9 protein-coding genes are annotated in these 14,635 nt (G+C 69.8%); 3 read left to right on the forward strand and 6 right to left on the reverse strand.

The window, feature by feature from the left end; genetic code table 11:
* Together LMH63_RS07925 and LMH63_RS07930 are read right to left on the reverse strand one after the other, a co-directional pair.
* Window positions 1-2,088, reverse strand: coding sequence for a 3'-5' exonuclease (locus LMH63_RS07925; RefSeq protein ID WP_109678149.1), 2,088 nt, complete (start codon window positions 2,086-2,088; stop codon window positions 1-3).
* A gap of 3 nt (window positions 2,089-2,091) precedes the next feature.
* Window positions 2,092-2,466, reverse strand: coding sequence for a response regulator transcription factor (locus tag LMH63_RS07930; RefSeq protein ID WP_109678148.1), 375 nt, complete (start codon window positions 2,464-2,466; stop codon window positions 2,092-2,094).
* A gap of 218 nt (window positions 2,467-2,684) precedes the next feature.
* On the opposite strand from LMH63_RS07930, the gene LMH63_RS07935 reads away from it, so the two are divergent.
* Window positions 2,685-4,574: a DUF294 nucleotidyltransferase-like domain-containing protein gene (locus tag LMH63_RS07935; protein WP_109678146.1), complete on the forward strand. Its 1,890-nt coding sequence runs from the start codon at window positions 2,685-2,687 to the stop codon at window positions 4,572-4,574.
* A gap of 222 nt (window positions 4,575-4,796) precedes the next feature.
* On the opposite strand, the gene LMH63_RS07940 is transcribed toward LMH63_RS07935, so the two are convergent.
* The gene (locus LMH63_RS07940) at window positions 4,797-5,675 is read right to left on the reverse strand and encodes a LysR family transcriptional regulator (RefSeq protein WP_109678144.1); all 879 of its coding nucleotides are present in this window, start codon (window positions 5,673-5,675) and stop codon (window positions 4,797-4,799) included.
* A 206-nt stretch (window positions 5,676-5,881) separates the two neighbouring features.
* Here LMH63_RS07940 and LMH63_RS07945 point away from each other — a divergent pair, with 206 nt between their 5' ends.
* Together LMH63_RS07945 and LMH63_RS07950 are read left to right on the forward strand one after the other, a co-directional pair.
* Window positions 5,882-7,459: a proton-conducting transporter transmembrane domain-containing protein gene (locus tag LMH63_RS07945; protein WP_229332757.1), complete on the forward strand. Its 1,578-nt coding sequence runs from the start codon at window positions 5,882-5,884 to the stop codon at window positions 7,457-7,459.
* A complete protein-coding gene (locus LMH63_RS07950; RefSeq protein WP_109678140.1) occupies window positions 7,449-9,911 on the forward strand; it encodes a YbcC family protein in 2,463 nt (820 codons plus the stop codon). Before LMH63_RS07945 ends, LMH63_RS07950 begins: the two co-directional genes overlap by 11 nt.
* A 174-nt stretch (window positions 9,912-10,085) precedes the next feature.
* Here LMH63_RS07950 and LMH63_RS07955 read toward each other — a convergent pair whose 3' ends face one another.
* The 3 genes from LMH63_RS07955 to acs all read right to left on the reverse strand — a co-directional run bounded on the left by LMH63_RS07955 (window position 10,086) and on the right by acs (window position 14,440).
* A complete protein-coding gene (locus LMH63_RS07955) occupies window positions 10,086-11,858 on the reverse strand; it encodes a sodium:solute symporter family protein (RefSeq protein WP_109678138.1) in 1,773 nt (590 codons plus the stop codon).
* A gap of 15 nt (window positions 11,859-11,873) precedes the next feature.
* Entirely contained in the window at window positions 11,874-12,140 is a 267-nt protein-coding gene (locus LMH63_RS07960; protein ID WP_109678136.1) for a DUF4212 domain-containing protein, read from the reverse strand.
* A gap of 362 nt (window positions 12,141-12,502) precedes the next feature.
* Entirely contained in the window at window positions 12,503-14,440 is a 1,938-nt protein-coding gene (gene acs / locus LMH63_RS07965) for an acetate--CoA ligase (protein ID WP_109678134.1), read from the reverse strand.
* Window positions 14,441-14,635 lie beyond the last annotated feature (195 nt).

The following is a 14,635-nucleotide window of genomic DNA, read 5'->3' on the forward strand; positions in this document are numbered from 1 at the left end:
CTAGAAGGCCCGCTGCTGGCGCCGGTACTCGACCATGCGCTCGGAGGCGCCGACCGCGTCGCGCAGGGTGACGATGCCCTGGGTCGGCAGCAGATCCAGCAGGCGCACGAAGATCTCCGCGGTGGTGAGGGCATCCCCGAGGGCCGTGTGGCGTCCGCCGACGCTCACGCCGAGGCGCTGCGCGATGGCCTCCAGCGTGTGCTCGGGAGTGTGGTCGTGGATGAGGATGGACAGCAGCAGCGAGTCGAGCACCGGGTTGTCGAAGATCACCCCGGTGGGGCGCTGCTTCAGCTTCAGGAAGCGCATGTCGAAGGCGACGTTGTGCCCCACCAGCACGGCGTCGCCGACAAAGGCGCGAAAACGCCGCAGCGCCTCGGCGATGTCCGGCGCGTCGGCCACGTCGGCGTCGGTGAGTCCGTGGACTCGGGTGGCGAGCTCCGGGATGCCGCGGCCGGGGTTGACCAGGGTTTCGAAGGTCTCGCCATGGATGACGCGACCGGCGGTGACCCGCACCGCGCCGATGGCCACGATCTCGTCGCCGTGGCTGGGCTCCAGGCCGGTGGTCTCGGTGTCGAAGACGACGTAATCCAGCTCCGCCAGCGGCCGCTCGGCCAGCTCGCCCAGCGGCCGGGCGCGCTCACTCAGGCTGAAATCGTAGAACTCGGGCCGCGGCGGCAACGGCCGGCCCGGCTCCAGCTTGGCCGGCGCCGCGGGCAGGGGCAGCCGGAGCAGGGCGCGCTGCTCGTCCGCCGGCTCGCGAAAGCTCCAGACGGTGGTGTCGTGGCGCTCCAGCACCTCGCGGGCGCTCACCGTGCCGCCCACGTCCTCCAGGGGGGCGTCCAGCCAGCCGGCGAGGCGGGCGGTGGGGACTGGCCGGCCGGACCAGCTCATGTCCAGATAGACGCGGCTGCCTTCCTCGCGGCCGCTGACCGTGAGCGCCGCCACGGCGTGCTCCGTGCGCAGGCGCAGCAGCAGCGTCTCCAGCACCTGGCTCACCAGATAGGGCTCGGCCCGCACCCAGACATCGGCGGCGGCCTGTACCCGCGGCAGGGCCTCGCCCTGGCGCTGGACGACGCTCGCCAGCAGATCCCCGGCGTGGACGTCTTCCAGCCGCCAGTTGTCGGTAACCACGGATTCCGTCTCGGCGCAGAGCCGCGCGAAGCGCTCGCCGAGGCGCGCGCTCTCGTCATCGATCACCCGGCCGAACCGCTCGACGTCGGCGGTGAGGCCCTCGGCGCGGGCGATGGCCAGGTTCTCGCTCGCCGCCCGCAGGCTCGCCAGGGGATCGCGCAGTCCCTCCACCTCCTGGCGCAGGGCACGCTCGCGGCGCAGCAGGGCGCGGGTGCGGGTGCTGACGTCCTCCAGCGTGAGCACGAAGCCGCCGGCCTCGGGGCCGTCCTCTGCCAGCAGGGTGACCCGGCAGCGCAGCAGTCGGTCGCCGCTTGCGCTGGCGCAGACAAGGTCGGCGCCGTCGTTGCCGCCGGCCTCCGCGCCGGCACGGCGCTGGCGCAGCAGGTCGAGGGTGTGGCGCAGGGGCGCGTCGTTCAGCACCTCGCCCACCCGGCGGCCGAGGCCGAGGGCGGGCTCGCCCTGGAGCAGGGCGCGGGCGGCATCGTTGTAGAGCAGGAGTCGGCCCTCGGCGTCACAGACCACGACGCCCTCGCGGATTTCCCGCAGCACCGTTTCCAGCCGCGCCTTGCGCTCCTCCAGCCGGGCCGACCAGGCGGCCACCGCCTCGCCGAGCTCCGCCTGACTGCGGCTGATCGCCGCCCCGAGCTCCTGCACCCGCTCCGGCAGCCGCTCCAGCCAGTGGCGGCCGCGCAGCTCCAGGCGGTGCTCGGGGTTGGAGCAGGCGAGGATTTCCGCACCGCGGCTCACCGTCGCCAGAGGGCGCAGCACCCGCCGGTCCAGCACCACCACGATCAACAGTGTCACCAGGATGGCGAGGCCGCCCAGGGCGAGCACTGCCGGCATCGCCGCCGGATAGCCGAGGGCAAGCCCCGCGGTGAGGCCGGCGAGGATAAGCACCCCCAGCGCGGCGAGATACCAGGCGCGGCGGCGGATCGGGGGCAGGCGGAAGGCCCGCACGGCTCAGTCCGCCTCGCCGGCGAGCCGTCGCACGCGCTCCACCACCTCGCGGGTGGAGAACGGCTTGACGATGTAGTCGTCGGCGCCGAGGGACAGCCCCTTCTCCCGGTCCACCTCGCGACCGCGGGCGGTGAGCATGAGGATGGGGACGCTCTCGAGGCCGGGTTGCTCGCGCAGGGCCTGGCAGAGCTCGTAGCCATCCATCCCGGGGAGCATGATGTCCAGCAGTACGACGTCGGGGCGCTGCTCGCGGGCCGCTGCGAGGGCGCCTTCGCCGTCATTTGCCGTGGCCACGCTGAAGCCGCTGCGGCTCAGCAGGAACTCCAGCGAGAGCACGATGTTGGGTTCGTCGTCGACGATCAGCACGTGTTGGGCCATGGCGGCGCCCTTGTCGTTCTGGCGGACCCGGTGCCGCCCGTCTCTCCTCCAGCGGCCGCCCCTGGGCGGCCGGGGATCCTTGCCCTCAGTATACGCACGCGGCAGAGCGGCTTGTCAGCGGCCCGGCGGCGTTCGACCGGGGACCGCTGACGGGGCTACTCTGGTGGCTGGTGCACCGGGCTCGTACGGTCGGTGCCGCCTTCGCCGCGGGAGTGATCATGGACGCTGATGCCGCCGCCAGCGTGCGCGCTTTCCTCGAGGCCCATGCGCCCTTCGACGGTCTGCTGCCGCGCCATCGCCAGTATTTCGCCGAACACTGCGAGCAGCGGGACTACGCGCCGGGGGAGGTGATCCTCGAGCCGCGCATGGGGCGGGTAAGCCATTTCCACCTGGTGGCCGCGGGCCGCGTCCGGGGCGAACGCCCCGACATCGGCGACGACGGCAGCGAGGCATTCGAGCTCGGCGAGGGGGATACCTTCCCCATGGCCGCGCTGCTCGGGGAGCGGGCGACCAGAACGGTCTACCGGGCCGAGGATGCCGTGCGCTGTTACCGGCTCGCCCGCGAGCACTTCGAGCGCCTGTTCACCGAGAGCCCGGCGTTTCGGGACTACTGCATCCGCGGCGTGAGCAGCCTGCTCGAGCAGGTGCAGCAGGACATCCAGCGTGGCGCGGCACGCAGCCTCGGCAGCGAATCCACCCTGGACATGCCGCTGGCGCGACTGATGCGGGCCGAGCCGCTGAGCTGCCCCCCCGAGCTCAGCGTGCGCGAGGCGGTGGAGCGCATGCATGCGCGCAAGGTCGGCAGCATGGTCGTGGTGGACGAGGCGCAGCGCCCGGTCGGCATCTTCACGCTGCACGACCTGCGGGCCCTGATCGCCGCCCGCGCCGACCTGGAGGCGCCCATCGGCTCCGTGATGACGCCGCGCCCCTGCTGCCTGTCCGCCGAGACCTATGCCTTCGAGGCGGTGGTGGAGATGGCCCAGCGGCATATCCGCCACGTGGTGGTCACCGAGGGGGAGCGCCTCGTCGGCGTCGTCTCCGAGCGTGATCTCTTCGCGCTGCAGCGGATCAACGTCGTGCACCTGATGCGCGCGGTGGCCCGGGCCGAGAGCCTGGACAGGCTGGTGGCCGCCCGCGGCGACATCAGCCGGCTGATCGACGGCATGATGGCCCACGGCGCCGGCGTCGAGCAGATGACCCGCATCATCACCCTGCTCAATGACCGTACCGTCTCCCGGGTCATCGAGCTCTGCCTCGCCGAAGAGGACGACCCCGGCGTGCCGTTTACCTGGATTGCCTTCGGCAGCGAGGGGCGCAGCGAGCAGACGCTGGTGACCGATCAGGACAACGCCATTCTCTTCGACCCCGGCAGCGAGGACACCGTCGCCGTGCGCCAGCGGCTGCTGCCCATTGCCCGGCGCATCAACGAGGCGCTGGACCGCTGCGGCTTCCCGCTCTGCAAGGGCAACATCATGGCGAGCAACCCGCGTCTTTGCCTGAGCTTCGCCGAGTGGGAGGAGGCGTTCCGCCGCATCGTGGCGAGCGCCACGCCGGAGCATCTGCTGGATTCCACCATTTACTTCGACTTCCGCCCGGTGTGGGGTGATATCGCCTTCGGTGAGCATCTGCATCAGCGGGTGCTCGCCATGGCCTCGGGTAACAGCCTGTTCCTGCATACGCTGGCGGGCAACGCGCTGTCCGTGAAGCCGCCGCTCGGCGTCTTCCGGGACTTCGTCACCGAGCGCGATCCCAAGGACGACGTCCACCGGCTCGATCTCAAGATCCGCGGGCTGACGCCGTTCGTCGATGGCGCCCGGGTGCTCTGCCTGCAGGCCGGTATCGAGGAGACCAATACACCGGAGCGCTTCGCCCGCCTGGCCGAAGCGGAGGCAATCCGCGGCGAGGAGGCGGAAGCGTTCACGCGCTCCTTCGCCTTCGTCCAGCTGCTGCGCATGCGTGAGCACCAGCGCCAGGCCGCCGCCGGCCTGCCCATGCACAACCGCCTAGACCCGGAGACCCTCAACCCGATGGACCGGCGCATCCTCAAGGAGGCCTTCCGCCAGGCCCGCCGGCTCCAGCGCAAGCTGGAGATCCGCTTTCACCTGTAGCGCCCAGCGCTACAGGTGAAAGCGAGTGGCAAGTAACAAGTAACAAGTTGCAAGTTGCAAGTTGCAAGTGGGCGATGAGAAATGCCGGGAGACAGGGCGCAAATAACGAGGCGTGAGCGGGATCGCTAGTGGCCGTGCCGTCGCGAGGCCGCCTCCCCATCTCGCTTGCAACTTGCAACTTGTAACTTGCTACTCGGAGCGACTGCCGACTCAGGAAAAAGCCTAGACCTCGCCACCATCGCTCAGCAGCGCCTTCAGCAACTGATTGGGAAAACGTCTCCGCATGGCCACGGCGTAGAAGGTCTCGGCGATGCCGGGGAGGCGGTCCGCCTCCACCAGCGTGCCCTGGGCGAGCTCGTCGCGTACGACGATCGGCGGGAGGATGGCGAGGCCGACGTCGGCGCGGCCGAGCAGTCGCATCATGGCCATGTCGTCCACCTCGGCGGCGATCCTCGGTGCCACGCCCAGGCGGTCGGTGAGGGCGTCGAAGCCGCTGCGCACGCTGCTGCCCGGGGTCGGCAGCACCACCGGATGGTGGCGCAGCAGCGCGTCCAGCGGGCCGCCGCCGGCGAGCCGCTGCGGCGTGCCCACAAGGCTCACCGGCTGCTCGTCGAGCCGGTGCACGAGGAATCGGGTGCGGGCGTCCGCCGGCGGCGGCCGGTTGCTGAGGACAACGTCCAGGGTAAGCGCCTGCAGCTCGGCGAGCAGTTCCGCCTGACTCCCCGAGCGCAGCACCAGGTCCACGTCCTCCCGCCCGAGCAGCGGGCGCAGGAAGCTGATCTGGAAATTGCGCGAGAGCGTGGCCAGGGCGCCGACGCGCAGCGCCTGCCGGGCCTCGCCGGTCTGACGCAGGGTCGCCAGCAGCTCGGTGCCGGTGGCGAAGATCGCGTCGGCGTGGTCCAGGGCAATGCGTCCGGCCTCGGTGAGGTGCAGGCCGCGGCCGCGGCGCTCGAACAGGTCATGACCGAGGCGATCCTCCAGCTTGCGGATCTGCACCGAGAGTGCGGACTGGGACAGATTCAGCCGCTCTGCGGCCCGGGTCAGGCTGCCCTCGTGGGCCACCGCGTGGAAATAGCGCAAATGCTGAAGGTTGAGGTTCATTACGGATAGCCTGGGTTGCATCGTTCGATTTTATCGAACGAAACAGGTAGAACAATGAATTTTTTATGCGGCTCCGCGCTGGTACTGTCTGCGCGGTGCCGGCCCGTCGGGGCGCCTGATCCCGGCTGACCGAGGCGAATTCGAGACCTCGCGGGCCGCGCACGGGCAACGGGCACTGGGCACTGGGCACTGGTAAGGAGATGACCTTGAACACCGCCTGGCTTGTCGCACTGGCGCCGGGGCTGCTGCTAGCGGCCGCGGCCCTGGCTTTCCGAGACCGCGCGCTGCGCCCGCGGCGTGCGCCGCGAGCGGTGGAGACTGCGGCCGTGCTCGCATTCGCCTGTGTCGCCCTGGCGGCCGTGGCCCTGGTGGGCGCGGGGTCGGTGACCTTCGGCCCGAGCCTCGCGGGGCTCGGTCTGACCCTGCGCGTGGACGTGGTGACGATCACGCTGCTGCTGCTGGTCACCTTCATCGGCTGGGTGGTGCTGCGCTACTCGGCCACCTACCTTGACGGTGAGCCCCGGCAGGGTCCCTTTCTGGGCTGGATGAGTGCCACCCTCGCCGCAGTGATGCTGCTGGTGAGCGCGGGTGATCTGCTCATGCTGCTGCTGGCCTGGGTCGCGACCAGCCTGACACTGCACCGCCTGCTGCTGTTCTACCCGCAGCGCCGGGCGGCCCGCCGGGCGGCGCGCAAGAAGTGGCTGGTGGCGCGCGCCGGGGACGTCGCCCTGGGCCTCGCCGCAGTGCTGCTGTGGCTGGCCACCGGCACCGGGGAGATCACGGCCATCGGCAGCGCGGCGGATGCGAGCGGTCCGATGGTCATCCTCGCAGCGGGACTGCTGGCCCTGGCGGCGGTGCTCAAGTCCGCCCAGTTCCCCACCCACGGCTGGCTCACCGAGGTGATGGAGGCGCCGACGCCTGTGTCCGCGCTGCTGCATGCCGGCGTGGTCAACGCCGGCGGCGTGCTGCTCATCCGTTTCGCCGATGTCATGCTGGCGGCGCCGGGCGTGCTTGCCGTGCTCGCCATGGTCGGCGGCTTCACGGCGCTGGCCGGGGGGCTGGTCATGCTCACCCAGAGCGCGGTGAAGACCTCCCTCGCCTGGTCCACCATCGCGCAGATGGGCTTCATGATGTTCCAGTGCGGCCTCGGGCTGTTCGCCCTGGCGCTGCTGCACATCGTCGCCCACTCCCTGTACAAGGCCCACGCCTTTCTCGGCGCCGGTGGCGCAGTGGAGCAGGTGGCGGCCAACCGCCGGCCCGGGCCGGTTGCCGTGCCCAGTGGCCGCGCGGTGTTGCGCTCCTTCCTGCTGGCGCTCGCCATCTACGCGGTCATCGGTCTGCTCTTCGGTGTCGAGAGCAAGTCGCCGCAGGCCATTGCCCTTGGCGCCATACTCATCTTCGGCGTCGCCTATCTCATCGCCCAGGGCCTTGCGGACGCCGCCCCCTGGGCCCTCACCCGGCGCACCGTGCTGGCGTCGGGGGCCGCCGCGGTGAGCTATTTCGCCCTGCAGACAGGCACCGAGTGGCTGGTGGCGGGCACGCTGCCGGCAACTCCGCCGCCCGGCCCCCTGGAGTGGGCGCTGATCGTCCTCGCGCTGGTGAGCTTCGGGACCGTCGCTGTGGCCCAGGCCCTGTTCCCGCTCTGGGCGGGGCACCCGGCGGCGGCCGGGCTGCGGGTGCACCTGGTCAATGGCCTCTATGCCAATGCCGTGTTCGACCGTCTCATCGGCGGCTGGTCCCACGCCTTCCATGATCGCCAGGGAGGGCTGCCTCATGACCGCTGAGCACGGACTCGCCCCCGAGCAGACCCGCGCCGCCGTGGCGGCGGCGATCCGGCTCGTGCCGCCGCTCTGGCCACTCACCGGGAGCGTGGCGGTGAACCCGTTCCTCGGCCAGAGCATGGATGACCTGGCCTTCGCCTCCGTGCGGCTCGCCCGGGTGGCGGGCGAGCGGGCCGTCCCGGAGCGCGCCCTGCAGGCACGACGGCTGGCCAGCGGCGAGGTGAACGACAGCGACCTCGCCGCGGCCCTTGCCGCCCATCCGGAGCTCGGCGATCTCGATGTCGCCGGCCTGCGCGCCGCCGCCGAGCAGCCGAGGCCTGCCCCCGAGCCGCTGCCGACGGTGGCGGAGCTCGCCGGCGAGGCCTCCGGCATCGACTGGCCTGCGGTGGTGACGGAGCGGATCGGCGTATGGGCTGGCGGCTACTTCGACGAGGGCCAGGCGCTGTGGGCCGCGCCCCGGGGTCGCGGTGCCTATGCCGCCTGGCGTGCCTTCGCGACCCGGGACCTTACCCCGGAGATTACCGGTCTGCGCAGCTTTGCCGCCTTCGTCGACGCAGCCCCCGAGCATGCCGAGGCAGCGCTGGCACGCAGCCTCCACAGCCTGGGCGCCGGCGCCGCGGCATTGGAGACGCTCTGCCACCGGGCGCTTACCAGCCTCGGTGGCTGGGCGCAGCTCGGCCGCTGGCGGCTCTGGCAGGCCGAGCTTGCCGGCGGCAGCGACAACACGCTTTCGGACCTGCTGGCGGTGCGGCTGCTCTGGGAGGAGGCCCTGTTCTCGCAGTACCGCGATCGCATTGCCGAGCGCTGGTCGGAAGTCCTTGCGGCCTACGCGGAGCCGCCGCGGCCGGCGCGGGACGACCTCATCGACACGGTGCTCCAGGAGGCGGCCGAGCGCGCCGCCCAGCGCCGGCTGGGATCCGTGCTGACGGCGGCGCCCGCGGCCACCCCGGAGCACACCCGGCCCGAGCTGCAGGCGGCCTTCTGCATCGATGTCCGCTCGGAGCGCTTCCGGCGCGCGCTGGAGGGGGTCGCACCGGCCTGCGAGACCATCGGCTTCGCCGGGTTCTTCGGCCTGCCCCTGGCGCACCGGCGCTTCGGCTCCATCCTCGAGGAGGCCCGGCTGCCGGCGCTGCTGGCGCCTGCGGTGCATTCGTCGCCGGGCGTGGAAGAGGCAGCGGAAGGCCGTGCCCGCATCGTCGCCCGGGCCCGGCGTGCCTGGGGCCGATTCCGGCTCGCGGCGGTTTCCTCGTTCGCCTTCGTCGAGGCTGCGGGGCCGCTGTACGGGTACAAGCTGGTGCGTGACAGCCTCGCCGCCGTAGGGCGGCGGCCGCCGCGGGAGCCACAGCCGGTGCTGGCGGATGAGGCCACGCGGCAGGCCCGGATCGGGCTCGCCGCCGGCATCCTGCGCGGCATGTCCCTCACTGAGGGCTTCGCACCCATGGTGCTGCTTGTCGGCCACGGTGCCAATGTGGTCAACAACCCCCATGCCAGCGCCCTGCACTGCGGCGCCTGCGGTGGCCAGAGCGGCGAGATCAACGCCCGTCTGGTGGCCGCGCTGCTGAACGCCCCGGACGTCCGGGGCGGACTGGCCGGGGAGGGCATCGAGATCCCCGACGACACCTGCTTCGTGCCCGGCCTCCATGACACCACCACGGACCAGGTCACCCTCTACACGGAGGACCTGCCGGCACCGCTCCCGGCCGCGAGCCGGGAGCGCCTGGAGGCCTGGCTGGCCGAGGCCGGAGATCGGGTGCGCACGGAGCGCGCCGGCACGCTGCCCCGGGTCGAACGGGCCCGCCATATCCTGCGTCGTGCCCGGGACTGGTCGGAGGTGCGACCGGAATGGGGGCTGGCCGGCTGCCGTGCCTTTGTCGCCGCACCGCGCGCGCGCACCGCCGGCCGCGCACTGAATGGCCAGGTGTTCCTGCACGACTACGACTGGCGTGCCGATGAGCGCTTCGGCGTGCTGGAGCTCCTGCTCACCGCCCCGGTGGTGGTGGCGAGCTGGATCTCGCTGCAGTACTACGGGTCCGCCGTGGCCCCGGAGACCTTCGGCGCCGGCAGCAAGCTGCTGCACAACGTCGTTGGCGGGATCGGCGTGCTCGAGGGCAATGGCGGCGTGCTGCGCGCCGGTCTGCCCTGGCAGTCGGTGCACGACGGTGAGCGGCTGGTGCACGACCCCCTGCGCCTGACCGTGGTCATCGAGGCCCCGCGCGAGGCCATCGCCGACGTGCTGCAGCGCCATCCCGAGGTGCAGGCGCTGTTCGACCAGCGCTGGCTTCACCTTCTGGTGCTCGATGAGACGGGGCGTCTGGCGTGGCGTTACGCCGGCAACCGCCAGTGGATTCCGGCGGCCACGTCCGCAGACACCGACGCCGCAATGGCGAAGGGCGGACCGAGGCCGACGTCCACTGCGGAAAACGCGGACGTCGCGCGGGCACGGCGAGCCCCGTAGCACGGCCGCTCACGGCGCGGACTGTGGCGGCGGCAGTCGACAGGGGATCCGCGGCCAGCGCCTCCACCCGCCTCGATCCCGCATGGCCGCGCCAGGTGCGCAAAGAGAACAAAAAGAAAGCCCCCGGCAGCCATGCTGCCGGGGGCTTTTTTCAGGCCGCCAGGCCGAGGCGCGTCAGTTGCTGCCGCCCACGGCCGCGCGCGGCACGCGGATGCTCTCCACCAGCTCCTGGATGTGCTTCGGCGGCGGCGCCGTCGCACGGGAGACCAGGACGGCCACGCCCACGTTGATCAGCGCACCCACGGCACCGATGGACTGCGGGCCAATGCCCAGCAGCCAGTACTCCGGCGTGTCGGGCAGGTTGTTCGTCCCGGGGATGAAGAACCAGCCCTTGTAGACGAACACGTAGACCAGCGTGAAGGTCAGGCCCGAGAGCATGCCGGCCATCGCGCCCTGGGCGTTCATGCGGGCATTGAAGATACCGAGCATGAGCACCGGGAAGAGCGACGAGGCCGCCAGGCCGAACGCCAGTGCCACCACCTGGGCCGCGAAGCCTGGTGGGTTGAGACCCAGGTAGCCGGCCACCACGATGGCGCCCGCCATGGCGAGACGCGCCGAGAGCAGCTCGCCCTTCTCGCTGATGCCCGGGTTGAACACGCCCTTGATCAGGTCGTGGGACACCGCCGAGGAGATGGCCATGAGCAGGCCCGCCGCCGTGGACAGCGCCGCGGCCAGGCCACCGGCCACCGTGAGCGCGATCACCCAGTTGGGCAGCCCGGCGATCTCCGGGTTGGCCATCACCATGATGTCCCGGTCGACCGTGAGCTCGTTGCCCTCCCAACCATACTGGGCGGCGGTGTCGGCGAAGGCCTCGTTGTCGTCGTTGTAGTACTGGATACGGCCGTCGCCGTTCTCGTCCTCCCAGGACAGAAGGCCGGTCTCCTCCCAGCGGGAGAACCAGTTCGGCACGTTCTCGTAGGCGAGGTTGCCCTCCTCGGCCCCGATCTCACCGGGCTGCACGGTGTTGATCAGGTTGTAGAAGGACATGGCACCCACGGCCGGGGCGGTGGTGTAGAGGATGGCGATGAACACCAGCGCCCAGCCCGCGGAAAGCCGTGCATCGCGCACCCGCGGCACCGTGAAGAAGCGCACGATGACGTGGGGCAGGCCGGCCGTGCCGATCATCAGTGACATGGTCAGGAAGAAGAGATTGAGCATGCTCCCCTTCATGACCGTGTACTGCGAGAACCCGAGATCAACCAGGATGTTGTCCAGGGTGTTCAGCAGGTAGCCGCCATTGCCGCCGACGGTGCCGCCGAGGCCGAGCTGCGGCAGCGGGTTGCCGGTGATGGCGAGCGAGATGAAGATCGCCGGGATGGTGTAGGCGAAGATCATCACGCAGTACTGGGCGATCTGCGTATAGGTGATGCCCTTCATGCCGCCGAACACGGCGTAGATGAACACGATGGCCATGCCCACCAGCAGACCGGTGGCGTACTCCGTCTCCAGGAAGCGCGAGAAGGCAACGCCGATGCCCCGCATCTGGCCGATGACGTAGGTCACCGAGGCCACGATGAGGCAGATGACGGCGATCACGCGCGCGGTCTTGGAGTAGAACCGATCGCCGATGAACTCCGGGACCGTGAACTTGCCGAACTTGCGCAGGTAGGGCGCGAGCAGCAGGGCAAGCAGCACGTAGCCGCCGGTCCAGCCCATCAGGTAGACCGAGGCGTCATACCCGAGGAAGGCGATCAGGCCCGCCATCGAGATGAACGACGCCGCGGACATCCAGTCCGCCGCCGTGGCCATGCCGTTGGCGACGGGGTTGACCCCCTTGCCCGCGACGTAGAACTCGCCGGTGCTGCCGGCCTTCGCCCAGATTGCAATGCCGATGTAGAGGACAAAGGTCGCGCCGACGATGAGGTAGGTGGTAACGGTAAGATCCATGCCTGTGTCCCCCGCTTATTCCTCGTGCACGTCGTATTTGCGGTCCAAGGCGTTCATCTTGGCCACATACACGAAGATCAGCACGATGAAGGTGTAGATCGAGCCCTGCTGGGCGAACCAGAACCCAAGCGGGTAACCGCCGATGACGATGTTGTTGAGCGCCGGCGCGAGGAAAATCCCCAGGCCGAACGAGACCGCGAACCAGATGATCAGCAGCGTGATCAGCAGCCTCACGTTCTCTTTCCAGTAGGCGATGGCCGCCTCTTCCTTCGATGAAGCCATACTGAGCTCCTCCTCTTTCCGTCACTGACCGGACCCCCCTGGATACAGAGTCCGGCGCTTACGGTTGACGCGGGCGTTTCGGGCGTTCGGGCAGGGGGGTGACCGGACGCGATCGGCGACCGGTGATCTCCTCCTCGAACGGGTGCGAGCCCCCGTCGTCTTATCGATCAGCCCCGTCCCGCGGAGCGATCGTCCCCTGCGAGCTGCAGGATTCGTGCAAGCCTGTGTGCCCTAGAGAAAACAACGGGTTGGCGTCCATCTCAGCCCTTACTTCCCTGTCCGCGTTACCGTTGGTAACGCTCATGCGTGTTGCGGGGTAACATCGGGCCGGCAGCGCCATGGCTACCGGCCCGGTTCGGAGGCTAGCGGTTGGCGCGGTTCTCGATCAGCTCGTCCACCACGCTCGGGTCGGCCAGCGTGCTGGTGTCGCCGAGGTTGTCGAGCTCGTTGGTGGCGACCTTGCGCAGGATACGGCGCATGATCTTGCCGGAGCGGGTCTTGGGCAGGCCGGGGGCCCACTGGATGACGTCCGGCTTGGCGATGGCGCCAATCTCCTTGCGCACCAGATCCACCAGCTCCTTTTTCAGCTCCTCGGAGGGCTCGGCGCCCTTGACCAGGGTGACGTAGCAGTAGATGCCCTGGCCCTTGACGTCATGGGGGAAACCCACCACTGCGGCCTCGGCGACCTTGTCGTGGAGCACCAGCGCGCTCTCGACCTCGGCGGTGCCCATGCGGTGCCCGGAGATGTTGAGGACGTCGTCGACGCGGCCGGTGATCCAGTAGTAGCCGTCCGCATCGCGGCGGGCGCCGTCGCCGGTGAAGTACTTGCCCGTGTAGTGGGTCAGATAGGTGTTCATGAACCGCTCATGATCACCATAGATGGTGCGCATCATGCTCGGCCAGGCCCGGGTCAGGCAGAGATTGCCGTCGGTGGCGCCCTCGAGGACGTTGCCGTCGTTGTCCACCAGCTGTGGCTCGACGCCGAAGAAGGGCAGGGTGGCGGAGCCCGGCTTGAGGTCGATGGCACCCGGCAGGGCGGAGATCATGATGGCGCCGGTCTCGGTCTGCCACCAGGTGTCGACGATGCGGCAGCGCTCGTCACCCACCACGCGGTAGTACCACTCCCAGGCCTCCGGGTTGATCGGCTCGCCCACCGTGCCGAGGATGCGCAGGCTCTGCCGGGAGTACTGCTTCACCGGCTCCTCGCCCTGGCCCATGAGGGCGCGGATGGCAGTGGGCGCGGTGTAGAAGATGTTGACCTTGTGCTTGTCCACCACCTGCCAGAAGCGCCCGGCATCGGGGTAGGTGGGGACGCCCTCGAACACCAGCGAGGTGGCGCCGTTGGCCAGCGGGCCATAGACGATGTAGCTGTGGCCGGTGACCCAGCCGACGTCGGCGGTGCACCAGTAGATCTCGCCGTCGTGGTAGTCGAAGACGTACTTGAAGGTCATCGCGGTCTGCAGCAGGTAGCCGCCGGTGGTGTGCAGCACGCCCTTCGGCTTGCCCGTGGAGCCGGAGGTGTAGAGGATGAACAGCGGATCCTCCGCGTCCATCTGCTCGGGCTCGCACTCGGCGCTGGCCGACTGAATGGCCTCGTGGTACCAGACGTCACGGCTGTCCACCCAGGTGACGTCCTTCCCGGTCCGGCGCACGGTGAGCACCGTGTGCACGTTCGGGCACTCGGCGAGGGCCTTCTCAACGTTTTCCTTCAGCGGCACGGTGCGCCCGCCGCGCACGCCCTCGTCGGACGTGATCACCACCTGACAGTCCGAGTCCTGGATGCGGTCGCGCAGCGCGCTCGGCGAGAAGCCGCCGAAGACCACCGAGTGCACGGCGCCGATGCGGGTGCAGGCCAGCATCGCCACCACCGCCTCGGGGATCATGGGCATGTAGACGCAGACCCGGTCGCCCTTGCGCACGCCGCGCTCCTTGAGCACGTTGGCGCACCTGCACACTTCCGCGTGCAGCTCGCGGTAACTGATGGTCTTGGACTGGTCGGGCTCGTCGCCCTCCCAGATCAGCGCCGCGCGCTCGCCGTTCTGCTCCAGGTGGCGGTCGAGGCAGTTGTAGCTGACGTTCAGCTTGCCGCCCTCGAACCAGCGGATCTGGCCCTTGCTGAGGTCGTTGTTGCTGACCCGGTCCCACTTGCGGAACCAGGTGAGGAACTCCTCCGCCTGCTCCGCCCAGAAGCTCTCCGGCTCCTCCAGGGAGCGGCGGTACATGCGCTCGTACTGCTCACGGTTGAGCAGGGCGTAATCCGCGACTTCTGCCGGAACGGGATACAGCTTGGCTTCGGACATGCCGTTTCTCCTCCTGTCGATGTCTGAAAGTGTCCCCGGCGAAGGCCGTGCCGTCGCCGTCGGTCAACCATCCCCGCCCGGGTCGTTGTTGTTCTCGTCGCCTGGCTCCGAGCTTTCCCAACTTTAACAGACAGGCCGCGATTCGCCTGTCGTCGCGGGCGTCCCGCGGTATCTGAGTGCTACTGCGCGTAACAG

Origin of the sequence: Spiribacter halobius, assembly GCF_020883455.1 — a bacterium.
GTDB classification, from domain to species: domain Bacteria; phylum Pseudomonadota; class Gammaproteobacteria; order Nitrococcales; family Nitrococcaceae; genus Sediminicurvatus; species Sediminicurvatus halobius.

Coding starts and splice junctions, on each gene's coding strand:
- LMH63_RS07930 (WP_109678148.1), bottom strand. CDS start 2,466: ATGGCCCAACACGTGCTGATCGTCGACGACGAACCCAACATCGTGCTC.
- LMH63_RS07960 (WP_109678136.1), bottom strand. CDS start 12,140: ATGGCTTCATCGAAGGAAGAGGCGGCCATCGCCTACTGGAAAGAGAAC.
- LMH63_RS07940 (WP_109678144.1), bottom strand. CDS start 5,675: ATGAACCTCAACCTTCAGCATTTGCGCTATTTCCACGCGGTGGCCCAC.
- acs (WP_109678134.1), bottom strand. CDS start 14,440: ATGTCCGAAGCCAAGCTGTATCCCGTTCCGGCAGAAGTCGCGGATTAC.
- LMH63_RS07935 (WP_109678146.1), top strand. CDS start 2,685: ATGGACGCTGATGCCGCCGCCAGCGTGCGCGCTTTCCTCGAGGCCCAT.
- LMH63_RS07955 (WP_109678138.1), bottom strand. CDS start 11,858: ATGGATCTTACCGTTACCACCTACCTCATCGTCGGCGCGACCTTTGTC.
- LMH63_RS07950 (WP_109678140.1), top strand. CDS start 7,449: ATGACCGCTGAGCACGGACTCGCCCCCGAGCAGACCCGCGCCGCCGTG.